At 72.7% G+C, this 23170-nt stretch carries 21 protein-coding genes and 1 tRNA gene; 11 read left to right on the plus strand and 11 right to left on the minus strand.

Going from position 1 to position 23170, the window contains the following annotated elements; genetic code table 11:
• Positions 1-57 precede the first annotated feature (57 nt).
• From rho to ACFWN1_RS15265, 7 genes are all read right to left on the minus strand, one after another.
• On the minus strand, positions 58-2064 hold the full coding sequence (gene rho / locus ACFWN1_RS15235; protein ID WP_384361691.1) for a transcription termination factor Rho: 2007 nt from the start codon (positions 2062-2064) through the stop codon (positions 58-60).
• A 405-nt stretch (positions 2065-2469) separates the two neighbouring features.
• On the minus strand, positions 2470-3387 hold the full coding sequence (thrB, locus tag ACFWN1_RS15240; RefSeq protein ID WP_384361694.1) for a homoserine kinase: 918 nt from the start codon (positions 3385-3387) through the stop codon (positions 2470-2472).
• A 249-nt stretch (positions 3388-3636) separates the two neighbouring features.
• Positions 3637-4695 carry a threonine synthase gene (thrC, locus tag ACFWN1_RS15245; RefSeq protein WP_384361697.1) on the minus strand — a complete coding sequence of 353 codons (1059 nt, stop codon included), beginning with the start codon at positions 4693-4695 and terminating at the stop codon, positions 3637-3639.
• Between the two features lie 6 nt (positions 4696-4701).
• On the minus strand, positions 4702-6051 hold the full coding sequence (locus ACFWN1_RS15250) for a homoserine dehydrogenase (RefSeq protein WP_384361699.1): 1350 nt from the start codon (positions 6049-6051) through the stop codon (positions 4702-4704).
• Between the two features lie 136 nt (positions 6052-6187).
• Positions 6188-7579 carry a diaminopimelate decarboxylase gene (gene lysA / locus ACFWN1_RS15255; RefSeq protein ID WP_384361702.1) on the minus strand — a complete coding sequence of 464 codons (1392 nt, stop codon included), beginning with the start codon at positions 7577-7579 and terminating at the stop codon, positions 6188-6190.
• Between the two features lie 24 nt (positions 7580-7603).
• Positions 7604-8881 (minus strand): ArgS-related anticodon-binding protein NrtL, encoded by a 1278-nt coding sequence (gene nrtL / locus ACFWN1_RS15260; protein WP_384361704.1) that lies wholly within the window; start codon positions 8879-8881, stop codon positions 7604-7606.
• A 45-nt stretch (positions 8882-8926) separates the two neighbouring features.
• Positions 8927-9334, minus strand: a complete 408-nt coding sequence (locus ACFWN1_RS15265; protein ID WP_384361707.1) for a response regulator — start codon at positions 9332-9334, stop codon at positions 8927-8929.
• 230 nt (positions 9335-9564) lie between these two features.
• On the opposite strand from ACFWN1_RS15265, the gene ACFWN1_RS15270 reads away from it, so the two are divergent.
• The 3 genes from ACFWN1_RS15270 (at position 9565) to ACFWN1_RS15280 (ending at position 10747) form a co-directional block, all read left to right on the plus strand.
• Positions 9565-9636, plus strand: a tRNA-Arg gene (locus ACFWN1_RS15270).
• Between the two features lie 434 nt (positions 9637-10070).
• The gene (locus tag ACFWN1_RS15275; protein ID WP_384361709.1) at positions 10071-10334 is read left to right on the plus strand and encodes a CopG family transcriptional regulator; all 264 of its coding nucleotides are present in this window, start codon (positions 10071-10073) and stop codon (positions 10332-10334) included.
• Entirely contained in the window at positions 10331-10747 is a 417-nt protein-coding gene (locus ACFWN1_RS15280) for a DNA-binding protein (RefSeq protein WP_384361712.1), read from the plus strand. The genes ACFWN1_RS15275 and ACFWN1_RS15280 overlap by 4 nt, the downstream gene beginning before the upstream one ends.
• A gap of 321 nt (positions 10748-11068) precedes the next feature.
• Here the strand turns inward: ACFWN1_RS15280 and ACFWN1_RS15285 are convergent, their stop codons facing one another.
• From ACFWN1_RS15285 to ACFWN1_RS15295, 3 genes are all read right to left on the minus strand, one after another.
• The gene (locus ACFWN1_RS15285) at positions 11069-11569 is read right to left on the minus strand and encodes a flagellar motor protein MotB (protein WP_384361715.1); all 501 of its coding nucleotides are present in this window, start codon (positions 11567-11569) and stop codon (positions 11069-11071) included.
• A 128-nt stretch (positions 11570-11697) separates the two neighbouring features.
• Positions 11698-12765, minus strand: coding sequence for a hypothetical protein (locus ACFWN1_RS15290; protein ID WP_384361718.1), 1068 nt, complete (start codon positions 12763-12765; stop codon positions 11698-11700).
• A 325-nt stretch (positions 12766-13090) separates the two neighbouring features.
• Positions 13091-14179 (minus strand): Ku protein, encoded by a 1089-nt coding sequence (locus tag ACFWN1_RS15295; protein ID WP_384361721.1) that lies wholly within the window; start codon positions 14177-14179, stop codon positions 13091-13093.
• 79 nt (positions 14180-14258) lie between these two features.
• Between ACFWN1_RS15295 and ligD the strand changes: the two genes are divergently transcribed.
• The 8 genes from ligD to ACFWN1_RS15335 all read left to right on the plus strand — a co-directional run bounded on the left by ligD (position 14259) and on the right by ACFWN1_RS15335 (position 21851).
• Positions 14259-15140 carry a non-homologous end-joining DNA ligase gene (gene ligD / locus ACFWN1_RS15300; RefSeq protein WP_384361724.1) on the plus strand — a complete coding sequence of 294 codons (882 nt, stop codon included), beginning with the start codon at positions 14259-14261 and terminating at the stop codon, positions 15138-15140.
• A 168-nt stretch (positions 15141-15308) separates the two neighbouring features.
• Positions 15309-15719, plus strand: a complete 411-nt coding sequence (locus ACFWN1_RS15305) for an SH3 domain-containing protein (protein WP_384361727.1) — start codon at positions 15309-15311, stop codon at positions 15717-15719.
• 25 nt (positions 15720-15744) lie between these two features.
• Positions 15745-17106 (plus strand): FtsW/RodA/SpoVE family cell cycle protein, encoded by a 1362-nt coding sequence (locus tag ACFWN1_RS15310; protein ID WP_384361730.1) that lies wholly within the window; start codon positions 15745-15747, stop codon positions 17104-17106.
• 29 nt (positions 17107-17135) lie between these two features.
• Positions 17136-18587, plus strand: a complete 1452-nt coding sequence (locus ACFWN1_RS15315) for a penicillin-binding transpeptidase domain-containing protein (RefSeq protein ID WP_384361765.1) — start codon at positions 17136-17138, stop codon at positions 18585-18587.
• A 123-nt stretch (positions 18588-18710) separates the two neighbouring features.
• Positions 18711-19649, plus strand: a complete 939-nt coding sequence (locus ACFWN1_RS15320; RefSeq protein WP_384361733.1) for a diiron oxygenase — start codon at positions 18711-18713, stop codon at positions 19647-19649.
• A 65-nt stretch (positions 19650-19714) separates the two neighbouring features.
• Positions 19715-20374 (plus strand): TetR/AcrR family transcriptional regulator, encoded by a 660-nt coding sequence (locus ACFWN1_RS15325; RefSeq protein ID WP_384361736.1) that lies wholly within the window; start codon positions 19715-19717, stop codon positions 20372-20374.
• A gap of 4 nt (positions 20375-20378) precedes the next feature.
• A complete protein-coding gene (locus ACFWN1_RS15330) occupies positions 20379-20690 on the plus strand; it encodes a hypothetical protein (protein WP_384361739.1) in 312 nt (103 codons plus the stop codon).
• Between the two features lie 114 nt (positions 20691-20804).
• Complete coding sequence (locus tag ACFWN1_RS15335; RefSeq protein ID WP_384361742.1) at positions 20805-21851, plus strand: NlpC/P60 family protein; 1047 nt, start codon at positions 20805-20807, stop codon at positions 21849-21851.
• A 35-nt stretch (positions 21852-21886) separates the two neighbouring features.
• Here ACFWN1_RS15335 and ACFWN1_RS15340 read toward each other — a convergent pair whose 3' ends face one another.
• On the minus strand, positions 21887-23143 hold the full coding sequence (locus ACFWN1_RS15340) for a styrene monooxygenase/indole monooxygenase family protein (protein WP_384361745.1): 1257 nt from the start codon (positions 23141-23143) through the stop codon (positions 21887-21889).
• Positions 23144-23170: the final 27 nt, after the last annotated feature.

The raw sequence follows: 23170 nt of genomic DNA on the forward strand, positions 1-23170 counted from the left end.
CCCGTCGCGTGTGCGGCGGGGGCGGCCCTCGGGTCCCTCGGGGTGCCTCAGCGGGGCTCAGTCACCGTTGCCGGGAGCCGGCGTCGTCTTCTGGATCTGGGTCAGGAACTCGATGTTCGACTTGGTCTGCTTCATCTTGTCGAGCAGCAGCTCGATCGCCTGCTGCTGGTCGAGCGCGTGCAGCACGCGACGCAGCTTCCAGGTGATGGCCAGCTCCTCGCTGCCGAGCAGGATCTCTTCCTTGCGGGTGCCGGACGCGTCGACGTCCACCGCCGGGAAGATGCGCTTGTCGGCGAGCTTCCGGTCGAGCTTGAGCTCCATGTTGCCGGTGCCCTTGAACTCCTCGAAGATCACCTCGTCCATGCGGGACCCGGTGTCGACCAGCGCGGTGGCGAGGATGGTCAGCGAACCGCCGTCCTCGATGTTGCGCGCGGCACCGAAGAAGCGCTTCGGCGGGTACAGGGCGGTGGAGTCGACACCACCGGAGAGGATGCGGCCCGACGCCGGGGCGGCGAGGTTGTACGCACGGCCCAGACGCGTGATCGAGTCGAGCAGCACGACGACGTCGTGACCCAGCTCCACCAGGCGCTTGGCGCGCTCGATGGCAAGCTCGGCGACCGTGGTGTGGTCCTCGGCCGGGCGGTCGAAGGTCGAGGAGATGACCTCGCCCTTGACCGACCGCTGCATGTCGGTGACCTCTTCCGGACGCTCGTCGACCAGGACGACCATCAGGTGGCACTCGGGGTTGTTGTGCGTGATCGCGTTGGCGATCGCCTGCATGATCATGGTCTTGCCGGTCTTCGGCGGGGCCACGATCAGACCGCGCTGGCCCTTGCCGATCGGCGACACGAGGTCGATGATGCGGGTCGTCAGCACGGAGGACTCGGACTCCAGCCGGAGCCGGTCCTGCGGGTACAGCGGCGTCAGCTTGTTGAACTCCGGCCGCCCGCGGCCGTGTTCGGGCGCCATGCCGTTGACGGAGTCGAGGCGGACCAGCGCGTTGAACTTCTCGCGGCGCTCCCCCTCCTTCGGCTGGCGGACCGCGCCGGTGACGTGGTCGCCCTTGCGCAGGCCGTTCTTGCGGACCTGGGCGAGGGAGACGTACACGTCGTTCGGGCCGGGCAGGTAGCCGGAGGTGCGGATGAACGCGTAGCTGTCGAGGATGTCCAGGATGCCCGCGACGGGGATCAGGACGTCGTCCTCGTTGACCTGCGGCTCGGCGATCTCGTCGCGGCCACGGCGGCCACGGCGGTCGCGGTAGCGGCCCCGACGGCCGCGGCGGCCGCCCTCGAAGTCGTCGCCGTCCTCGTCGGCCCGCTGCTGCTGCCGGTCCTGACGGTCCTGGCGAGAGCCCGCACCCTGCTGCTGGCCCTGCTGACGGTCCTGACGACCGCCGCCGCCCTGCTGCTGGTCGTCGCCCTTGCCCCGGCGGTCGCGGTCACGGCCGCCCCGGTCGCGGTCACGGTCACGGCGGTCGCGGCGGCCACGGGCCTCACCGTCGACGTCGGCCTTGCCGTCGGCCTGCGGCTGCTGCTGGGCTTCGCCCTTGGGCTCGGTGCTCTCGCCCTGGGTCCCGTCGGACTCCGCGACGGCCGGGCTGCCCGCGTCGGCGGTGGCACGACGGCGACGGCGCTCGTTCGGGGAGTCCTCCCCCCCACGCTCGGCGGCGGGCTGGCCGGGGATGTCGATCTGCTGCGCGGCGGCCTTGTCGGCGGCCGGCTGCGCGGACTTCTCCGCCTTCGCCTCGGTGGCGGTCTCACCCGTACGGGCCTTGGAGGTGGCGCGGCGCTTGGGCTTGGTCTCCTCGGCGGCCTCGGCCTTGGGGGCGCTTCCCCCGGCCTGGGCCTCCTTGATGACCTCGATCAGCTGGCTCTTGCGCATCCGCGCGGTGCCTCTGATGCCGAGGCCCGAGGCGACCTGCTGGAGTTCGGCCAGCACCATGCCCTCGAGGCCGGTACCACGGCGCCGCCGGGAGCCGGCACCGGCGGCAGGCGCGGAGTCCGTGGCGGGCGCGGCAGCGGTCTCCTCGACACGTGCGCCCATCAGATCGGTGGTGTCGCTCACGAAGGGTCCTTCCCTGGAGCGGACGTCGGCCTGTCTGGCTCGGCGACCGGTTGTGCTGTCCGGCATCGGTTCTGTGGGTAAGTACCGAGCCGGGGCGGTGGTCCGCCTTGAAGCGGCGGAAGAGAATTTCTGGTGATGGCGCTCCCGCGAGCCGTGACACCCGGTGTCACATGGCGCGGCGGCGCCGATTCCGGAGCGTGCCCGCTGACTCGCTCAGTGCTGCCACGCGACGTACTGCCCAGGTACGGCGCACGGAACACGGAGTGGCTTGGGAGGCTCCCGGAAGAATGTCTGTCCCTGACGGGGACACGAAGCACCTCGCCATGGTGGGGTCGGGTGCAGACTTGAGATTAACACTACCGGATGCAACAAACATTCCCCCTCTCCAAATCCGGCAACCGGGTGTCAGGGCGCGAGCGGCAGCACGCTCGCCCCCCGGGTGTCGAGGCTCAGCCGGTTGGCCGCCCAGTCGGCGCCCGCGAGGGCCTCCACCTTGTCGGCGGTGGCCTCGTCGGTGAGCGCCATGACGGTGGGCCCGGCACCGGAGATGACGGCCGGTACGCCGTCCCCGCGCAGCCGTTCCACCAGTGCGGCGCTCTCCGGCATGGCGGGGGCGCGGTACTCCTGGTGCAGCCGGTCCTCGGTGGCCGGCAGCAGCAGTTCGGGACGCCGGGTCAGGGCCTCGACGAGCAGCGCGGCCCGGCCGGCGTTGGCGGCGGCGTCGACATGCGGGACGGTGCGCGGGAGCAGTCCGCGCGCGGTCTCGGTGAGTACGGGCTTCCCGGGCACGAAAACCACCGGAACGACGGAACGGTCGGGCTCCATCCTGATGGCGCGGGCGGCACCGGACTCCAGCCAGGAGAGGGTGAACCCACCGAGCAGACAGGCCGCGACGTTGTCCGGGTGGCCCTCGATCTCGGTGGCCAGCTCCAGCAGCGCGGTGTCGTCGAGGCGGGCCTCGCCGCCTATGGTCACCGCGCGCGCGGCGACGATCCCCGCGCAGATGGCGGCGGAGGAGGAGCCGAGGCCGCGGCCGTGCGGGATGCGGTTGGCGCAGACGATCTCCAGCCCGCGCGGCTGTCCGCCCAGCAGGTCGAAGGCGGTGCGCAGGGCGCGTACGAGCAGATGGCGCTCGTCGCGCGGGAGCGTCTCACCGCCCTCGCCCGCGATGTCGATGTGCAGACCGGAGTCGGCGACCCGGACGACCACGTCGTCGTACAGCCCCAGCGCCAGGCCCAGGGCGTCGAAGCCCGGACCGAGGTTGGCGCTGGTGGCGGGGGTGCGCACCCGGACGGCGGCGGCGCGGAAGGCGGGACCGGCCATCGCTCGAAGACTCTCCTTGAGCTGCGTGACGGACGTGACTGCCGAATGGCCCGCGAGGGCATCCGGTGCGGACACTCGATGACGTACGAAGACCCCTCGGGCCGCCTGGTACGGCGCGGCCCCGTGCCACACGCGTGGGCAGGTGCGGTGGGCGGGTTCCCCCCAGCTTATCGAAGGAAGGTTCCGCCGCGACATAGGGCGCACAGGAGGCGCACGATGCGTGTCGTAAGCCCCCCGTGCACCCGTCGGTCAGGCGAGGCCGAGACGCTCGGCGGCGATGGACGCGTCGACCGGCACGGTGACCGGCTGCGGTGCGCCGGCCACGGCCCAGTCCGGGTCCTTCAGGCCGTTGCCGGTGACGGTGCAGACGACGGTCTGGCCGGGGTCCACCTTGCCCTGCTCGGCGGCCTTCAGCAGTCCGGCGACCGAGGCGGCGGAGGCGGGCTCCACGAAGACGCCCTCCTGCGCGGCCAACAGCCGGTAGGCGCGCAGGATCTCACGGTCCGTCACCTCGTCGATGTGGCCGCCGGATTCGTCCCGCGCGGCCAGCGCGCGCTGCCAGGAGGCGGGGTTGCCGATCCGGATGGCGGTGGCGACGGTCGAGGGGTCCTTGACGATCTCGCCGCGCACGATGGGCGCGCTGCCGGACGCCTGATAGCCCCACATGCGCGGGGTGCGGGTGGCCGGGCCGTCGGCGGCGTACTCCCGGTACCCCTTCCAGTAGGCCGTGATGTTGCCCGCGTTGCCGACCGGAAGGACATGGATGTCGGGGGCGTCGCCCAGCATGTCCACGATCTCGAACGCGGCGGTCTTCTGGCCCTCGATACGCACCGGGTTGACCGAATTGACCAGCGCCACGGGATAGTTGTCGCTCAGTCCGCGCGCGAGGTCGAGGCAGTCGTCGAAGTTGCCGTCGACCTGGAGGATCTTCGCGCCGTGCACGAGGGCCTGGCCCATCTTGCCCAGCGCGATCTTGCCCCGCGGGACGAGCACGGCGCAGACCATGCCCGCGCGCACCGCGTAGGCGGCGGCCGAGGCGGAGGTGTTGCCGGTGGAGGCGCAGATGACCGCCTTGGCGCCCTCCTCCTTGGCCCGCGTGATGGCCATGGTCATGCCCCGGTCCTTGAACGAGCCGGTGGGGTTGGCCCCCTCCACCTTGAGGTGGACCGCGCAGCCCGTGCGCTCGGAGAGCACCTGCGCGGACACGAGAGGCGTGCCGCCCTCGCGGAGCGACACGACCGCCGTGCTGTCGGTGACCGGCAGCCGGTCCCGGTACTCCTCGATGATTCCGCGCCACTGGTGGGTCATTGCCGCTTACTCCCCTTCAACCCGCATGATGCTGGCGACACCCCGCACGGTGTCGAGCTTGCGCAGCGCCTCCACGGTCCCGGTGAGGGACGCGTCCGAGGCCCGGTGTGTGACGACGACGAGGGACGCCTCGCCGCCCTCCCGTCGCCCGCCGCCCCCCTGCTCCACGGCGGCCGCGTCGCCGCCGCTCTGATTCTTCCCCTGCTGCCTGACCGTGTCGATGGACACCCCGTGCTCCGCGAACACCGTGGCGACCTGGGCCAGGACACCCGGTTTGTCGGCGACGTCGAGGCTGATGTGGTACCGCGTGACGACGTCCCCCATCGGCGAGACGGGCAGCGCCGCGTACGCCGACGCGCCGGGTCCGGTCGCGCCGCCGAGCCGGTTGCGGCAGACGGCGACGAGGTCGCCGAGGACGGCCGAGGCGGTGGGCGCGCCACCGGCGCCGGGGCCGTAGAACATCAGCTGCCCGGCCGCGTCGGACTCCACGAACACCGCGTTGTACGCACCGCGCACCGAGGCCAGGGGGTGGGTCAGCGGGATCATCGCGGGGTGGACGCGGGCGGTGACCGAGGCGCCGTCCTCGGCCCGCTCGCAGATGGCGAGCAGCTTGATGGTGCAGCCCATCTCCCGCGCGGAGCGGAAGTCGGCGGCGGTGACCTCGGTCATGCCCTCGCGGTGCACGTCGTCCAGGCGGACCCGGGTGTGGAAGGCGATCCCGGCCAGGATGGCGGCCTTGGCGGCGGCGTCGAAGCCCTCGACGTCGGCGGTGGGGTCGGCCTCCGCGTACCCGAGCGCGGTGGCCTCGTCCAGAGCCTCCTGGTAGCCGGCGCCGGTGGAGTCCATCTTGTCGAGGATGAAGTTGGTGGTGCCGTTGATGATGCCGAGCACGCGGTTGACCTTGTCGCCGGCGAGGGACTCGCGCAGCGGGCGGATCAGCGGGATGGCACCGGCGACGGCGGCCTCGTAGTAGAGGTCCCGGCCGTGTTCCTCGGCGGCGGCGTGCAGGGCGGCGCCGTCCTGGGCGAGCAGGGCCTTGTTGGCCGAGACGACGGACGCGCCGTGCTCCAGCGCGGTGGTGATGAGGCCACGGGCGGGCTCGATGCCGCCGATGACCTCCACCACCACGTCGATGTCACCGCGCTTGACCAGGGCGGTCGCGTCGGTGGTGACGAGCGCCGGGTCGATCCCGGCGCGCACCTTCGAGGGCCTCCGTACGGCGACCCCGGCCAGTTCGACCGGGGCCCCGATGCGGGCGGCGAGGTCGTCGGCGTGCGTCGTCATGATGCGCGCCACCTCGGAGCCGACCACTCCACAGCCCAGCAGCGCCACCTTCAGCGGACGCGTACGCATCATCCGACCTCGTTTCCTCTCACCGTCTGCGGTTCGACCAGTCTCACTCACCGGATGGGGCTTGCCGCCCTACGTCCGGATCGTGAGACATCTGTCTGGTGTTCCCGGAACGGGGCCTCGGGCCGCCCCGGGTGGGGGTTCAGCCGACGTCCAGCCGGAGCAGGTCCTCCTCGGTCTCCCGGCGGACGATCACCCGCGCCTCGCCGTCGCCGACCGCGACGACCGGCGGACGCGGGACGTGGTTGTAGTTGCTGGCCATGGACCGGCAGTAGGCACCCGTGGCCGGTACGGCGATCAGGTCGCCCGGCGCCAGGTCGGCGGGGAGGAACGCGTCCTTGACCACGATGTCCCCGCTCTCGCAGTGCTTGCCGACCACGCGGGTCAGCATCGGCTCGGCGTCACTGGCGCGCGAGACGAGCGCGACGCTGTACTCGGCGTCGTACAGCGCGGTACGGATGTTGTCCGACATCCCGCCGTCGACGGAGACGTAGGTGCGCAGCCCGTCCAGCGGCTTGACCGTGCCGACCTCGTACAGCGTGAACGCGCTCGGTCCGACGATGGCGCGGCCCGGCTCGACGGAGACCCGGGGGACGCGCAGCCGGGCGGCCTCGCACTCGCGGGTGACGATCTCGGTGAGCGCCTTGGCGATCTCGTGCGGCTCACGGGGGTCGTCGGCGCTGGTGTAGGCGATGCCGAGGCCGCCGCCGAGGTCGATCTCGGGCAGCTCGACGCCGTGCTCGTCGCGGATGTCCTTCAGCAGGCCGACGACGCGGTGGGCGGCGACCTCGAAGCCGGACATGTCGAAGATCTGCGAGCCGATGTGGCTGTGGAGGCCGATGAGTTCGAGCCCGTCCAGGGTGAGCGCCCGCCGTACGGCCTCCGCGGCCTGCCCCCCGGCCAGCGGGATACCGAACTTCTGGTCCTCGTGGGCGGTGGCGATGAACTCGTGGGTGTGGGCCTCGACGCCGACGGTGATGCGGATCTGCGCCTTCTGCCGCTTGCCGAGTGCCTGCGCGATGTGCGCTACGCGGACGATCTCCTGGAAGGAGTCGAGCACGATGCGCCCCACGCCGGCCTCGACGGCCCGGGTGATCTCCGCCACCGACTTGTTGTTGCCGTGGAAGGCGAGGCGCCCGGGGTCCATCCCGGCGGACAGCGCGGTGGCCAGTTCGCCGCCGGAGCAGACGTCGAGGTTGAGCCCCTCCTCGTCCAGCCAGCGCACGACGGCGCGCGAGAGGAACGCCTTGCCCGCGTAGAACACGTCGGCGTCGCTGCCGAACGCGGTGCGCCAGGCGCGGGCGCGGGCGCGGAAGTCGGACTCGTCGAGGATGTAGGCGGGGGTGCCGAACTCCTCGGCGAGCGCGGTCACATCGCGGCCGCCGACGGTGAGGACGCCGTCCTCGTCCCGGCTCACGCTCCGGGCCCACACCTTGGGGTCGAGGGCGTTGAGATCGGCCGGCGGGGCGGCGTAGTGCCCCTCGGTCAGGACATCGGCGTGACGGGGCCCGGCAGGGTGGGCGGAACGGCTCATGGCGTGGCTCTCTGTTCTCGGATCTCAGAGGTGTTCGGGTGCGTCGATGCCGAGCAGGGACAGGCCACCGGCAAGCACCGCCCCGGCTGCTTCGGCAAGCGCCAGCCGGGCTCGATGGGCGGCCGTGGGTTTCTCCTCCCCGACGGGGAGCACCTCGGGCAGAAAGGGCAGCAGGGCATCGGCGACGGTGAGAAGGTGCCGGGCCAGGCGGTCGGGGGCGTGGGCGGTGGCGGCGGCCCGGAGGACGCGGGGGTGGTCGGCCAGGGGGGTCTGGAGGGGATGCGGCCTGACGGGACGGCCGGCGGCGGGGTGGCCCGCACCGGCTCGCCCTCGGCCGGGGGCGGGGGCGGGGGGGCAGGGACGGTCCGGCTCGCTGACGGCGGGGCGGGGGGTGGGGGGCGCGGCGTGCGCGGGGGCGGGGGGACGGGCCGCCTTGCTGACGGCGGGGCCGGGGGCGGTGGCCGCCGCGTGCGCGGGGGCGCCGGGGACGGGAGAGCCGGCGCTCGTGAGGCGGGCCCCGGACGCCGGTTCGCCCATGCCCGTGTCCGTACCCGTACCCGTACCCGTATCCGTGTCCGTGCGACCGGGCAGGCCCAGCTCCCCCGGTTCCGCGCTGAAGCCTAGGTCGCGGGCGTTGCGGGTGAGGGCGCGTACGCGGGCGTGGGCGTAGCGGACCCGGAAGAGGGGGTTGATCTCGCGCTGCACGAGGTGGTCGGCGGTGATCCGGGGCCGGTCGTGCGGGGCGGGGTGCAGCAGGGCCCAGCGGGCGGCGTCGGGGCCGAGCGGCGCGGGGTCCTCGGGCGCGGGCACGGGCCGCAGCGTGACGGGCTCCCCGTGCTGGATCTCCGCCCGCCCGCCCTGGGTGGCGACGATGCGCGCGAGGGCGTCGGCGACGGCCTCGGCACGCACCTCGTACGGCACCCGCAGGACGACGGTCCGACCGGCGAGGGAGTCCCCGTGCCCGTACTCCGGACCGCGCTCGCGGATCTCGCGGACGAGCCCGGTGAGCAGGTCGTCGCGGGCGCGGAGGCTGATGTTGAGGAACCCCGGCCCGGTGACGACGACGTCCCCCACCCCCTCGGCGCCGAGGAGCCGCGCCCGCAGGATGTCGGCGACGCGAAGCGGCGGCTGGGCGGCGGGGCGGGCGAGGCGGAGGGCGACGTTGGTGGCGAAGTCCCCGCACCCGCCGGGGCCCGGCTCGGTCACGGTGACCCGTTCCGGCAGGGCCACGCTCAGCTCCCCGGAGTCCACGGCACGGCGCACCGCGTCCAGGACGGTACGGGACAGCTCGGCGGGGGTCACGGGACAAGCCTAGGGGAGGGGGGAGGGGCGGACGGGGACGGGTGGCTAGCCGCCGAAGCAGACCCCGTCGCGCCGGTCGCTCCGCTCCAGGAGACCCTTGACGAGGCGGACCAGCTCGTCGGGCTCGAAGGGCTTGGGCAGGAAGGCGTCGACGCCGGCGTCGAGCCCGCTCTCCACCTCGTACTGGGTGCACGCGCTGATGATGGCGAGCGGGAGGTCGCGGGTGCGGGGGTCGGCGCGGAGACGGGCGGCGGTACTCAGCCCGTCGAGCCGGGGCATGACGATGTCGAGCGTGATGACGTCCGGGCGCACGTGGTGCACCACATCAAGACACTCGGCACCATCGACCGCGGTCACCACCTCAAGCCCTTCCAGCTCGAGGTTGACCTTGATCAGCTGCCGGATGCCCTTGCTGTCGTCCACAACAAGCACCCGGCGGGGCGCGCCAGACACAACTCGAGAGTAGGTCGGGGCGGGCGGTCGCGTCCCGGTTTTCCCGAGTTCTCGCTCTGACGGGTGGTGGGGGTTTTCTGACTGACGGCTGGAGGGGGGTGCGTCCGGACCCGGGACGCCCGGTACCCCCCCGGGCCCGACCCCGCCTGGACAAACCCGTTCCTGATCACCCCGCGAGACCTGCTAGGGTTCTACCCGTCGCCGCAAGCGCCCAGCGCAACGCCCGACACGCCCCCGTAGCTCAGGGGATAGAGCAACGGCCTCCGGAGCCGTGTGCGCAGGTTCGAATCCTGCCGGGGGCACTCGCCCACTCACCTCCCAAATTTGGGAGCTGACCAGGGTGGATGCCTGCTGAAGAGAGCGGGAGTCAGTAAGACTGGCTCCCGCTCTCTCGTTGTGTCTCAGTGATGCAATTCTGCGGCGAGTCGGAGCACGCTCGTCGCTGGCTCTTCCAGTGTCGGCCGGCACGGCTTCGGGCATGGGACGACGGCGAATGCCAAGCCCCGTCTCGCCCGCCGCGACAGTTCACCGCTCGGACGCCCTCGCACGTCCCGAGGCATCGCCCCGCTGATCGCGCACAGCGCATCGTTGGCCTCGTGCCGGGTCTCGCCGCGATCAGCGGCCGCTCCCTCTCCATGCACCCCGGGCACGGCTGGAACCATCCGCAGGGTATGACCCGACGGCTCGCTGCGCCGGCCCCGGCCGAGAGGGGAGGATCGAGGGTAGGATGAGTAGCATGAGTGACCCTACCGGGAAGTACTCCATCACCATGCCCCGCGACGTCGCCGAGGCTGCCAGAGCCCGCGGCGGCCCTTCGGGTCTGTCCGCCTATGTCGCCGCCGCCGTCGCGCGCCAGATCGAGCGGGACGATCTCAACGAACTCATCCAGGTCGCCGAGGCCGAGCACGGGCCCATCACCGACGAAGAGATCCGGGCCCTGCGCGACCAGCTCCACCAGGGCCGGCGGCAGCAGACGCAAGGTGGGGCGAACGCCGCGTGACCCGCTCGTCCGCCGCTGCCTCCGGCGGCACCCTCGTCCTCGACAGCGAAGGACTCGCGAAGGCCGTCCTTCGCGACCGCACCGTCACCGGCTGGCTCGCCCTCGCTCGTGCCGACGACCTACGGGTGATCACTTCCGCGGCCACCCTCGTGGAAGTGGTCCACCCCCGGATCAACCGTCCGGCCTTGGAGTGGACCCTCTCCCGTCTCGTCATCGAACCGGTCACCGAGCCCATCGCCCGCCACGCCGCCGCCCTCCTCGCCGACGCCGCCCTGCACGGCCACGAATACGCCGTCGACGCCATGCTCGGTGCCACCGCCCTCGCAGCCCCCGGTCCGGCGACGGTTCTCACCTCCGACCCCGAGGATCTGACCGCCCTGTGCGGTTCCCGCATCACTGTCATCAAGATCTAGTGCCGCACCAGGCCGCGTTCGCCCCGTTGTGACGCGCCAGCCGGATGGTGATTCGGGCGGCTCGTTGCGCGTCATGCCGGGCGGATGGCTGAGCGCGTCCGCGTCCGCGAGATCGGTGGTCGACGTCGATGCCGCGCCTGTGGAGTCGCGCCTCGGCGCGGATGCTCGGATACGACCAGGTCGGACTTCACCTCACTCGTAACCCAGCTCATTGGAATCGAGACTCGGCCTGCATGAACGGTGAGGACTGCCGCGGCCTTCGGAGCTGTGTGCGTGGGCCCGAATCCTGCCGGGGGCCGCATCACTTACCCGATAGGGCGACTACCGGTAAAAGACGTCAACCCCGCCGTGGTGCGAGCAAGCCCCCTGGTGGTGGGCGGCGTACGAATATGAGCCGTCGTTGCACAGGGCTGTTGCGCCGCCTCCCGCGGAGCTCGAGCCGCCGGTCGAGCTGGACCCGCCGCTGGAGCCGCCGGACGTGGAGGTTCCCGATCCCGATCCCGCTGCCGCGGCGTGTGCGGTGACCGTCACGCGGACCTTGACCTTGACGGTCTTGGTCACCGTCGGCGCGGGCTCCGGCTTCGCGGTCTCCGTTGCCGTGGCTGTCGCGGTGACCGTGGCCGTGGCTGTCGGCAGGGGCTTGGTGTTGGCCACCGACTTCGCGGTGTTCGGGTTCTGGCCGTCGGCGCCGGCGCTGCCCACGCCCAGGATGAACGCGAGACCCAGGGCAGGAAGTACGAAGCGCTTGCGGGCCCACTTCGGGGCGGGACGTGCCGCCGCGGGCGAAGGCTGGAACGGCGGCTGAGGCTGGTAGTAGGTCATGAGAGATCCCCCCCGGGGCGAATACGTGAGGGATGAACCTAGCTACGTCGAGGCCCCACATGTGAGGAACTCGTGGAGGTAGTGACGGAGTTGTGACAATTCAACTCTCAACTATGCCTGCGGCACGCTCACTCAGGCAGCTCCGCCGCCGTCTCCTCGTTCTCGTTCGCCGCGTACGGGTGGACCGGGGAGAGGGGGGTGTACGGCGTGAACCAGCTGTCCGGGTCCTCCGGGGTCCTGGGGTGGGCCGGGGCCGGGGGGCGGAGGGTCGCGGCGAAGGTTTCCAGAGCCTGGGTCACCTCGTCGGACAGAAGGCTGTAGAGGTCGGCTGTCACCTCGGCCTGGTTCAGGAGCGACTTGAGGAGGAGTTCCTCCGCCAGGCAGGTGGGGTGGTCGAACGGGGGGCGGGTGAGGCGGCCCGTGAGGGTGATCGCGGTGACCGCGAGGCGGCGGGTGAACAGGACCGTGTAGGCGTCCGCCAAGTGCGGGGGCAGGTCGTCCAGGATCATGAACGTGGCGTTGCTGCGGGCGACCGTGGGGCCGTCGTCCTCCAGGGCGGCCAGGTCGGTGAAGAGTTCGTCCACCAGGAGGTCGATGGCGTAGACCACGGCGCCCGCCGCTATCTCCGCCGCCTCCCTGCCGACCTCGCACTCCGGCAGCGACGGGTCGTGGCCGAAGGCTCCCAGGGTGAACGCCGTGAGTGACGGGGCGAGTTCACGGAGCCTCATGCGCATCGCCCGGCTCTCGGAGTGGCCCGGGGCGTCAGGGGGTGCGGGCACCGTACCCGCCGCGTGGCGCCTGGCGCGTTCCGCCGGGTCGGACGGCGGGGCGTCGGGGCCGTCGGCCGCGTCCAGGCTCTCCTGGATGAGTTCGGAGTTCAGCTCCACCGCGCAGCGGGTCAGGCGCCAGTCGGCGAGCGGCTCGGTGCGTTCCATCAGCTCCGTCACCACCTCCCGCGCCGCGTCCTCCGCGAACTCCAGTGCCGGGGCGTCCACGAACAGCTTCAGCAGGGCCCCGCCGGGATGGGCGGCGATCACGTCGTCCAGCAGGTCGACCTCCATGCCGTCCGGGCCCTCGACCGCCTCCAGCGAGTCGAAGCCCTTGCGCAGCAGGAAGACCACTCCCTCCCGGCGCAGTGCGTCGAGTTCCGGGGCCCCCTGGGGCGGGGCCATCGCCACGGTCACCACGTATGTCACACGTTCATCGTGCCTGAGGGCGCGCCGTTCGGGGAGGTGAATCCGAGGTACGGGACGGGAGGACGTGCGCGGTCGGCGACCCTGCGGCCTGGTCGGGGGCGGCGAACTTGGGGCTGTGCGGGAGCAGCGACCCTGCGGCCGTGCCGGAGCAGCGACCCTGCGGCCGTGCCGGAGCAGCGACCGTGCGGCCTCCTCGACACGGCGGCCCGATCCTGCGGCACCTCAGGGCGGGCCATCCTGCGCCCACCCCGGAGCGGAGAGCCGTCCCACCCCCGAGCACCCGCCAACAGCCACGCCCGACCACCCGCACCCCCACCGCCCCACCTCACGCCGGCCGCTTCCCCGAGGCCGCCCCCCTCTTCGCCGGCGTCTTCTTCGCCGCGCTCTTCTTCTCCGCAGCCTTCGACGTGGACTTCGACGTGGACTTCGCCGTCGCCTTCTTCGCCGCCCCCTTCGGCTCCCCCGCCCTGGACGTCGACTTCCGCGCGCTCGCCGTCTTCTTCTCGGCCGTCTTCCCCGTGGTGGCCGTCGACTTCTTCGCGCCCGTCTCCTTGGGGGTCCCCCGCCCGTGGAGGTCGCGGACCTCCGCGTCGCCCTCGCCGCCCCGGGACTCGCGTACCTCCGCCTTGCCCTCCGCGCCCCGGGCCTCGCGGGCCTCGCGGACGCTCTTCTCCAGGGCGGCCATGAGGTCGAGGACCTTGCCGCCGTCGGCCGGGGCGGGGGTCTGGGGCGGGGTCTCGCCGGCCGCCTTGGCGGCGATGACCTCCTCCAGCGCCTCGCGGTACTCGTCGTGGAGGCCGTCGAGGTCGACCTCGCCGAGGGTGTCCATGAGGGCGTCGGCGAGGTCCAGTTCCTGATCGCGGACGGTGACGTCCACGTCGGGGGCGACGCCCTCGGGGGCGCGTACCTCGTCGGGCCAGAGCAGGCCGTGCAGGACGATCACGTCGCCCACCACGCGCAGCATGCCGAGCCGCTCCCGGCCGCGCAGCGCGAACTTGGCGATGGCGGCCTTGTGGCTGCGCTTGAGGGCCTCGCGCAGCAGGGTGTACGGCTTGGCGGCGGGCGCTCCGGCTGCGGCGATGTAGTACGCGGCGTCCATCTGGAGCGGGTCGATGCGTTCGCCCGGCACGAAGGCGACGATCTCGATCGTGCGGGCGGTGGGCAGCGGGAGGTGGGAGAGGTCGTCCTCGGTGATCGGGATCATCTCGCCGTCGGCGCCCTCGTACGCCTTGCCGATCTCGGCGGAGGTGACCTCGCGGTCCTCCAGTTCGCAGACCTTGCGGTAGCGGATGCGGCCGTTGTCCTCGCTGTGGACCTGGCGGAAGGAGACCGCGTGGCTCTCGGTGGCGTTCACCAGCTTGATGGGGATGCTGACGAGGCCGAAGGAGATGGCGCCGTTCCAGATGGATCGCACGTGCCGGGTCCCTTCCGTACGGTTCCGGTCGAGCCGGTTCGACTTATCCGATTCGTCCCGTTTCTGGGATTGTCATCCTATGACGCAAGTGACGGAGGTGGAGGGGCGGCGGGTCACGCTCAGCAACCTGGAGAAGGTGCTGTACCCGGAGACCGGCTTCACCAAGGGCGAGCTGCTGCACTACTACGCCACCGCCGCCGGGGTGCTGCTGCCGCAGCTGCGCGACCGGGCGGTGTCCTTCCTGCGCTATCCGGACGGCCCCGGGGGGCAGGTGTTCTTCACCAAGAACGTGCCACCGGGTACGCCCGACTGGGTCACGACCGCCGAGGTCCCCCGTTCGGCGGGCGCGGCCCGGATGGTGGTGGTCCAGGATCTGCCGAGCCTGGTGTGGGCGGCGAACCTGGTGACCGAGTTCCACACCCACCAGTGGCTGGTCCGGACCCCGGACGAGGCCGACCGGCTGGTCTTCGACCTCGACCCGGGCGCGCCCGCGACGGTCGTCCACTGCTGTGAGGTCGCCCTGTGGCTGCGGCAGCGGCTCGCGGCGGACGGGATCGAGGCGTATGTGAAGACCGCCGGGTCCAAGGGGCTGCACCTGCTGGCGGCGGTGCGGGGCAGCACTTCGGCGGAGGCGAGCGACTACGCCAGGGCGCTCGCGGTGGAGGCGGAGCGGGCGATGCCGGGGCTGGTGCTGCACCGGATGACGCGCAGCCTGCGGCCCGGCAAGGTGTTCGTGGACTGGAGCCAGAACGCCGCCCGCAAGACCACCGCCGCCCCCTACACCGTGCGCGCCCGCGCCGGCCCGACCGTCTCCACGCCGGTCACCTGGGACGAGGTCGAGCGCTGCCGCGAACCTGGCGCGCTGGAGTTCCGCGCCGGGGACATCGCGCCCCGGCTGGAGCGGTACGGGGACCTCCTCGCGGGCCTGCTGGACCCGGAGCGGGCGGCACCGCTGCCGTAGGGGCGGGCCGAGTGGCGTGAGGGTGGGCCGAGTGGCGAGCAGGGCCGGGCAGGAGTGGGGCACGGACGACGGGACTCTCCTCCCCGATGGCCCACCGCGGCGCGCAAACGCACCCCCGGACTCCTAATGTGGCGGTTAGTCGGTTACGTCCGCTTCCGGAGGTCTTCCATGTCCTTGCGTTCCGTCCTCTTCCACGGCCTGGCTCTGGCGGCCGTGACGGGCGTGCTGCTCGGCGGGGCCGTGCCCGCCGGTGCCGCGGACGGCCCGGCCGGCGGCCCGCCGCCGGCTCAGCAGGGGGGCGGCCCCGACGGGCACGCGGGCGGCCGGGGCGACCGCGACCCGCGCCGGTACGAGGGTGTGGTCACCGCCAGCGGCGGCATCTGGCTGCGCGACCGCCCGGACCGCGGCACCCGCCGCGTCCGGTTCGCGGCGCGGGGCGAGCACGTGTCCATCTACTGCAAGGTGAAGGGCGACCGGGTGAGCGGCAACCCGCTCTGGTACCTGCTCACCGACGGCACCTGGGCGTGGGCCTCGGCCCGCTACATCGGCAATGTGGGACCCGTCCCGCGCTGGTGCTGACTCCACGCCTGCGGAACACCTCCCGATGATCCAGGCCCAGGCCGCGCCGCCCGCCGCCGGCGTCGACGCCCCGCGCCCCCGGCTGCCCCGGCGGCGCGGGGTGGAGCTGGCCCTGATCGTGCTGGCCGTGCTGCTGTCGGTGTACGGCTACTGCGCGGTGGGCCTGGCCCGCACCGGTGCCCTGCCGCCCGGCGCGGCGGGGTACGGGGCCGGGCTCGGCGGTCTCGCGCTGCTCGCGCATCTCGCGGTGCGGCTGCGGGCGCCGTACGCCGATCCGCTGCCGCTGCCCATCGCGGTGCTGCTGAACGGGCTCGGGCTGGTGCTGATCTACCGCCTCGACCTCCAGACCCCGGCCGACCGGGCGGCCCCGGCGCAGCTGGTGTGGTCGACGCTCGGGGTCGGGCTGTTCATCGTGGTGGTGCTGGTGCTGCGCGACCACCGGGTGCTCCAGCGGTACTCGTACGTGTGCGTGGCGGCGGCGCTGGTGCTGCTGCTGCTGCCGATCCTGTTCCCGGCGGTCAACGGCGCCCGGATCTGGATCAGGGCCGCCGGGTTCTCCATCCAGCCGGGCGAGTTCGCGAAGGTGCTGCTCGCGGTGTTCTTCGCCGCGTACCTGGCCGCGAACCGCAGCGCGCTGGCGTACACCGGGCGCCGGATCTGGCGCTTCCAGCTGCCCACCGGGCGGGTGCTCGGGCCGATCGTGACGATCTGGCTGCTGAGCGTCGGGGTGCTGGTCCTGGAGCGGGACCTGGGCACCTCGCTGCTGTTCTTCGGGCTGTTCGTGGTGCTGCTGTACGTGGCGACGGGCCGGACCGGCTGGATCGCGGTCGGTCTGGTGCTCGCGGTGCTCGGCGCGGTGGCGGTGGGCCATCTGGAACCGCATGTGCACGGGCGGATCGAGGACTGGCTGGACCCCTTCGGCACCATCGACGCGGGGCAGGGCCCCAATCAGCTCGCCCAGTCGCTGTTCGCCTTCGCGGCGGGCGGGATGACCGGCACCGGCCTCGGCCTCGGCCACTCCACGCTGATCGGCTTCGCCACCAAGTCGGACTTCGTCCTGGCGACGGCCGGTGAGGAACTGGGCCTGGCCGGGCTGGCGGCGATCTTCCTGCTGTACGCCCTGCTGGTGGAGCGCGGCTTCCGGGCGGCCCTCGCCCTGCGCGAGCCGTTCGGGCGGCTGCTGGTGGTGGGGCTGGCGTCGATCCTGGCGCTCCAGGTGTTCGTGATCGCGGGAGGGGTGACCGGGCTGATCCCGCTGACCGGCATGGCGATGCCGTTCCTCGCGCAGGGCGGCTCCTCGGTGGTCACCAACTGGGCGATCGTGGCCCTGCTGATCCGGGTGAGCGACTCGGCGCGCAGCCAGTACGACGGCGAGGAGGCACCGTGAGCGGACCGGGCGAGTACGGCAACCACCCGATGGCCCCGTACATCCGGCACGCGCTGGGCTTCTGCGGGCTGCTCCTGCTGGCCCTGCTGGCCAACGCGGCCCGGGTGCAGGTGGTGGAGGCGGGCAGGTACGACGGCAATCCGGCCAACCGGCGGGCGTCCATCGCCCGTTATCAGCAGCCGCGCGGGAACATCCTGGTCGGCGGCACGCCGGTGACCGGCTCCCGCGACACCGGTGAGCAGCTCCGCTACGAACGCACCTACCTGGACGGCCCGTTGTACGCCCCGGTGACCGGCTTCGCCTCGCAGCGGTTCGGCTCCACCTTCCTGGAGCACGCGGCGGACGGGCTGCTGTCCGGCACCGATCCGCTGCTGTCGGGGTTCCCGGTGTGGCACGACGCGGCCCGCGCGCCCGGCGGGAACGTCGTCACCACGCTGGACGCGAAGGCGCAGCGGGCCGCGTACCAGGGGCTGGGCGGGCGCAAGGGGGCGGTGGCGGCGATCGAGCCGGCCACGGGCAAGGTGCTGGCACTGGTGTCCACCCCGTCGTACGACCCGGCGCTGCTGTCGGGCAACGGTACGGGGGCGTCGGCGGCGTGGGAGCGGCTGAACGCCGATCCGGACAAGCCCATGCTCAACCGGGCGGTACGGCAGACGTATCCGCCGGGTTCGGCCTTCAAGGTGGTCACGGCGGCGGCCGCGCTGGACGCCGGGGTGATCACGGACCTGGACGCGCCGACCGACTCCCCCGACCCGTACCGGCTGCCGGGGACCACGACCCGGCTGACCAACGAGACGGACGGCTGCCGGAACGCCTCGCTGCGGGTGGCGTTCGCGTGGTCCTGCAACACGGTCTTCGCCAAGCTGGGCGTGGACGTGGACCTCGGGGACATGGCGGCGACGGCGTCGGCCTTCGGTTTCAACGACACCGGGCTGCGGGTCCCGTTCGCGGTGGCGGAGTCCACCTTCGACACGGTGGTGGACAAGGCGCAGCTCGGGCTGTCCTCCATCGGGCAGTACAACACGCGGGCGACCCCGCTCCAGATGGCGATGGTGTCGGCGGCGGTGGCGAACGGCGGGCAGGCGCGGGCGCCGTACCTGGTGGAGCGGACCACGCGGTCCGGGGGCGAGACGGTCGCGGGCGGCGGGACGCATCCGCTGAAGCAGGTGATGCGGCCGTCGACGGCGTGGCAGCTGAAGGAGCTGATGCGGGACGCGGTGGAGCGGGGCACCGGCGGCAATGCGGCGATCCGGGGTGCCGCGGTCGGCGGCAAGACCGGCACCGCGCAGCACGGGGTCGGCAACACCGGGGTGCCGTACGCCTGGTTCGTGTCCTGGGCGCAGGCGGACGGCACCCCGGAGCCGGAGGTGGCGGTCGCGGTGGTGGTGGAGGACGCCTCGGCGGACCGGGGGGAGATCAGCGGGGGCGGGGACGCGGCGCCGATCGCCCGGGACGTGATGCGGGCGGTGCTGGGGTCCTGAGCCTGAGAGGTGGCCCGTCGTCGGCGAGAGTCGCGCACGGGGGATTGACGTCCTTGCTGACACGCAGTCTCATAAGAGGCTGACGACGACGTACCCCCCGGCTGGACGAGGTGACGTAAGGCCATGACGACCCTGACGGAAGAGGAAGCGCTCGACGGGCTGCGCGACGCGCTGGGCGCGCTCAAGGACCGCGAGCAGGTGGCCGAGCGACTGCTCGTCTCCTCCGCCAAGCACTCCTTCGACCCGGACGAGGAGCTGGACTGGGACGCCCCCTTCGAGGAGGGCAAGTGGTTCCTGCCCCCGGAGCTGGTGTCGCTGTACGGCACCCCGCTGTGGCACCGGATGAGCGAGGAGCAGCGCATCGACCTGTCCCGGCACGAGGCGGCCGCGCTGGCCTCGCTGGGCATCTGGTTCGAGCTGATCCTGATGCAGCTCCTGGTCCGGCACATCTACGACAAGCCGGCCACCAGCGCCCACGTCCGGTACGCGCTCACCGAGATCGAGGACGAGTGCCGGCACTCCAGGATGTTCGCCCGCGTGATCACCCGCAGCGGCACCCCCTGGTACCCGGTGAGCCGCGCCCACCAGAACCTCGGGCGGCTGTTCAAGACCATCTCCACCACGCCCGGCTCCTTCACCGCCACCCTACTCGGCGAGGAGGTGCTGGACTGGATGCAGCGCCTCACCTTCCCCGACGAGCGGGTGCAGCCCCTGATCCGGGGTGTCACGCGCATCCACGTGGTGGAGGAGGCCCGGCACGTCCGGTACGCCCGTGAGGAGCTGCGCCGCCAGATGGTGACGGCACCGAGGTGGTCGCGGGAGTTCACCCGGCTCACCTCCGGCGAGTTCGCCCGGGTCTTCTCCGTCGCCTTCGTCAATCCGGAGGTGTACACGGGCGTCGGCCTCGACAGGCGCGAGGCGGTGGCCCAGGTGAAGGCCAGCGGGCACCGCCGCGAGGTGATGCGGACCGGCGCGGGCAGGCTCACCGAGTTCCTGGACGAGATCGGCGTCCTGCGCGGCGCCGGACGGCGGCTGTGGAAGGCCTCGGGGCTGCTGGCGTAACGCCGGGCCATACGCCGGGCCACCGGGAGGGGGCGGCCCGGCGGGGAGCGATTACGCTGCCGGGCATGACCCCGCAGGCCGCCACCCCCGCCTACCGACGCCTCAGCGTGGAGCAGCGCCGCAGCCAGCTGCTGGACTCGGCGCTGTCCCTCTTCGCGCACCGCGCGCCCGAGGACGTCTCGCTGGACGACGTGGCGGAGGCGGCCGGGGTCTCCCGCCCGCTGGTCTACCGCTACTTCCCCGGCGGCAAGCAGCAGCTCTACGAGGCCGCGCTGACGTCGGCCGCCGAGGCGCTGCGGCTCTGCTTCGACGAGCCCCGGCAGGGTCCGACGGTGCCCCGGCTGGGGCGGGTCCTCGACCGCTACCTGGCCTTCGTGGACGAGCACGACACCGGTTTCAGCGCGCTGCTCCAGGGCGGCAGCGTGGTGGAGACCTCCCGGACCTCGGCCATCGTGGACGGGGTGCGCCGGGCCGCCGCCGAGCACTTCCACCGCCACCTCGGGGTGGACGAGCCGGGGCCCCGGCTGCGGATGACGGTGCGGATGTGGATCGCGGCGGTCGAGGCGTCGTCGCTGATCTGGCTGGACGAGGGCAAGCGGCCGCCCCGGGACGAGCTGCGGGACTGGCTGGTCGAGCAGTTCACGGCCGCCCTGGCGGTGACCGCCGGGCGCGACCCGCAGACGGCGGCCGTCGTCGCCGCGCTCGGCGGGGATGACCGAGACTGAGGGCGTGAAGAGTCAGGACACCCCCTTCGAGGGCGGACCGATGGACGGCCGGGTGCTGCCCGTACTGCTCGGCCCGACCGGTCACCCCCCGAAGACGTACCGCGTTCCGGTCCCCGACGCGGCCGGCGGCCCGCCGACCGTGCTGGTCTACCGGCGCACCCCGCGCGGGCACACCAGGAGGCTGGGGCTGGTCCGGGGGTGGAAGTACGTCCACGACCCCGAGGGCCTCGGGGACGCCGACCGGCTCCGCTGGCCCTGGTCGAAGCCGGGGCGGGACAACACGCCGCACGGCAAGCCGGACGACCCGACCGGGTGACAAGGTTGCGCCGGTCCGCGCACGTTCGGCGCGCGGACCCCGCGCGGCGCGGCACAAGCTCGCGGTAGGGAGGCAGGCGGGACGTCCGCCGCCCCTCGTACCGGAGGTGATGTCGTGTCAGGAACGCTGCTCCGCCTGGCCTGTACGGCCGCGATGGCGGCCCAGGTCGCTCTCGCCCCGCTCCCCGCGCTGGCCGCGCCGGCGCCGCAGCGGCCGGTGGCCGAGCTGCTGACGGACCTTCAGCGCCTGTACCGGCAGACCGAGCAGGCCACCGAGACCTACAACGCCACCGCCGAGAAGCTCACCGCGCAGCGCGCCGAGGTGAACCGGCTGGACGGTGAACTGGCCGACGCGAGGCTGGCGTTGAGGGGCAGCAGGACCGACGCCGGACGGCTCGCCCGCGAGCAGTACCAGAACAGCTCGAACTTCTCCGTCTACCTCCGGCTGCTCCTCGCCCGCGACCCGCAGCAGGCGCTCGACGAGGGCCATGTCATCGGCCGCGTCGCCGGCGAACGCGCCGCCACCCTGGACCGGCTGACCGGCGCCGAGAAGCGCGCGGACGTGCTGGCCAGGTCGGCCCGCGAGGCGCTGGACACCCAGCTCACCCTGGCCGAGCGGCAGAAGAAGCAGCGCGACGACGTGACCAGCCGCCTGTTCGGCGTGGAGCGGCTGCTCGCCTCCCTCACCCCGGAGCAGCGGGGCGGGGTGTCCCGGCTGGAGCAGGACGAGGCGGCCGAGGCACAGCGGCGCCTCACCGAGTCCGGCACCCTCGGGGACGACGACCGGCCCGCCTCGGCGGAGGGCGGCCGGGCGGTCCGCTACGCCCTGGACCAGCTCGGCAAGCCGTACCGCTGGGGCGCGGTCGGCCCGGCCTCCTTCGACTGCTCGGGGCTGACCTCCCGCGCCTGGGCCCGCGCGGGCACCCCGATCCCCCGCACGAGCCAGGAGCAGTGGGCCCGGCTCCCCCACGTCCCGCTGAACTCCCTGCGCCCCGGCGACCTGGTGGTCTACTTCCCCGAGGCCACCCATGTCGCCCTCTACCTGGGCGACGGCAAGGTGGTCCAGGCCCCCCGCACCGGCGAGAACGTCAAGATCTCCCCGCTGGCGGCCAACCCGGTCCTGGGCGCCGTACGGCCCGACGCGGCCCCGAGCCGCCTGTGACGGGCGGGCACGGGGCCGGGAGGACCGTCGGTGCGTCAGGCGCCCGCGGCCACCGAGCCGACGTACGCCTGCGTCTTCGCGGGGTCGTAGAAGAAGTTCTCGAAGTCGGCAGGGTTGTCGAAGCCGTTGGCGAAGCGGTCGGCGACCGGCTGGAGCCGGCCGCCGGCCCCGATCAGGTCGAGGATGTGCTCCGGCGGCGGGGCCAGCATGGCGTTGGTCCACTTGGTGACGTGCCGGGCGGTGTCCCAGTAGCGGTCGAAGGTGGCCCGCATCCAGTCCTCGTCGAAGGGCTCCTCGCCGCGCTCCAGGATGGAGTCGAGGTAGGCGGCGGCGCACTTGGCCGCCGAGTTGGAGCCCTGGCCGGTGATCGGGTCGTTGGCCACGACCACGTCGGCCACGCCGAGGACGAGACCGCCGCCGGGGAGCCGGCCGATCGGGTTGCGCACGGCAGGCGCGTAGCGGCCCGCCAGGGTGCCGCCGGCGTCGGTCAGTTCCACCTTGGTGGCGCGCGCGTACTCCCAGGGCACGAACCTCTCCATCAGCTCCAGGGTCAGGGAGAGGTGCTCGGCGGGGTCCTTGATGCCGCCGAAGACGTCGAGCGGGCCACCGGGTACGCCCTCCCAGAACAGGATGTCGGCGCGGCCGGAGGTGGTCAGGGTCGGCATCACGAACATCTCGCCGACCCCGGGCACCAGGTTGCAGCGGACCGCGTCGAACTCCGGGTGCTCCGGCCGCGGGCCCAGCCCGTGCACGTACGCCACCGCGAGCGCGCGCTGCGGCTCGGTGTACGGGGAGCGCTCCGGGTCGCGGCCGAACATCGACACCAGCTCGCCCTTGCCGGCCGAGACCAGCACCAGGTCGTAGGTGCGGGAGAAGTAGTCGAGGTCGCCGACGGCCGCGCCGTGGATGACGAGCTGGCCGCCGCGCTGGGCGAAGGTCTCCATCCAGCCGGCCATCTTGACCCGCTGGTCCACCGACTGCGCGTAGCCGTCCAGCCTGCCGACCCAGTCGATGGCCCGCTGGGAGGGGCCGGGGTCGAAGGAGCCGGGGGCGGCGACCGAGACGCCGAGCCCCTCGATCTTCGGGGCCTTGGACTCCCAGAAGCTGAGCTGGAGGTCGCGCTCGTGCTGGAGTGCGGTGTGGAACATGACCTGCGTCGACATGACCCGGCCGGAGCGGATCTCGTCCGCGGTCCGGTTGGACATCAGGGTGACCTCGTAGCCGTGCGACTGGAGGCCGAGGGCGAGCTGGAGACCGGACTGGCCGGCTCCCACGACGAGTATCTTCCGCATGTGGGGGTGTCTCCTGAAGAGCTGGGG

Origin of the sequence: Streptomyces sp. NPDC058459 (assembly GCF_042721685.1) — a bacterium.
Classification (GTDB): domain Bacteria; phylum Actinomycetota; class Actinomycetes; order Streptomycetales; family Streptomycetaceae; genus Streptomyces.

What these genes read in the sequence shown, in the direction of transcription:
- ACFWN1_RS15305 (WP_384361727.1), top strand. Translation starts at nt 15,309, where the DNA reads ATGTCCTTGCGTTCCGTCCTCTTCCACGGCCTGGCTCTGGCGGCCGTG.
- ACFWN1_RS15340 (WP_384361745.1), bottom strand. Translation starts at nt 23,143, where the DNA reads ATGCGGAAGATACTCGTCGTGGGAGCCGGCCAGTCCGGTCTCCAGCTC.
- ACFWN1_RS15310 (WP_384361730.1), top strand. Translation starts at nt 15,745, where the DNA reads ATGATCCAGGCCCAGGCCGCGCCGCCCGCCGCCGGCGTCGACGCCCCG.
- lysA (WP_384361702.1), bottom strand. Translation starts at nt 7,579, where the DNA reads ATGAGCCGTTCCGCCCACCCTGCCGGGCCCCGTCACGCCGATGTCCTG.
- ligD (WP_384361724.1), top strand. Translation starts at nt 14,259, where the DNA reads ATGACGCAAGTGACGGAGGTGGAGGGGCGGCGGGTCACGCTCAGCAAC.
- ACFWN1_RS15320 (WP_384361733.1), top strand. Translation starts at nt 18,711, where the DNA reads ATGACGACCCTGACGGAAGAGGAAGCGCTCGACGGGCTGCGCGACGCG.
- thrC (WP_384361697.1), bottom strand. Translation starts at nt 4,695, where the DNA reads ATGACCCACCAGTGGCGCGGAATCATCGAGGAGTACCGGGACCGGCTG.
- ACFWN1_RS15325 (WP_384361736.1), top strand. Translation starts at nt 19,715, where the DNA reads ATGACCCCGCAGGCCGCCACCCCCGCCTACCGACGCCTCAGCGTGGAG.
- ACFWN1_RS15315 (WP_384361765.1), top strand. Translation starts at nt 17,136, where the DNA reads ATGGCCCCGTACATCCGGCACGCGCTGGGCTTCTGCGGGCTGCTCCTG.
- ACFWN1_RS15275 (WP_384361709.1), top strand. Translation starts at nt 10,071, where the DNA reads ATGAGTGACCCTACCGGGAAGTACTCCATCACCATGCCCCGCGACGTC.
- ACFWN1_RS15285 (WP_384361715.1), bottom strand. Translation starts at nt 11,569, where the DNA reads ATGACCTACTACCAGCCTCAGCCGCCGTTCCAGCCTTCGCCCGCGGCG.
- thrB (WP_384361694.1), bottom strand. Translation starts at nt 3,387, where the DNA reads ATGGCCGGTCCCGCCTTCCGCGCCGCCGCCGTCCGGGTGCGCACCCCC.
- ACFWN1_RS15250 (WP_384361699.1), bottom strand. Translation starts at nt 6,051, where the DNA reads ATGATGCGTACGCGTCCGCTGAAGGTGGCGCTGCTGGGCTGTGGAGTG.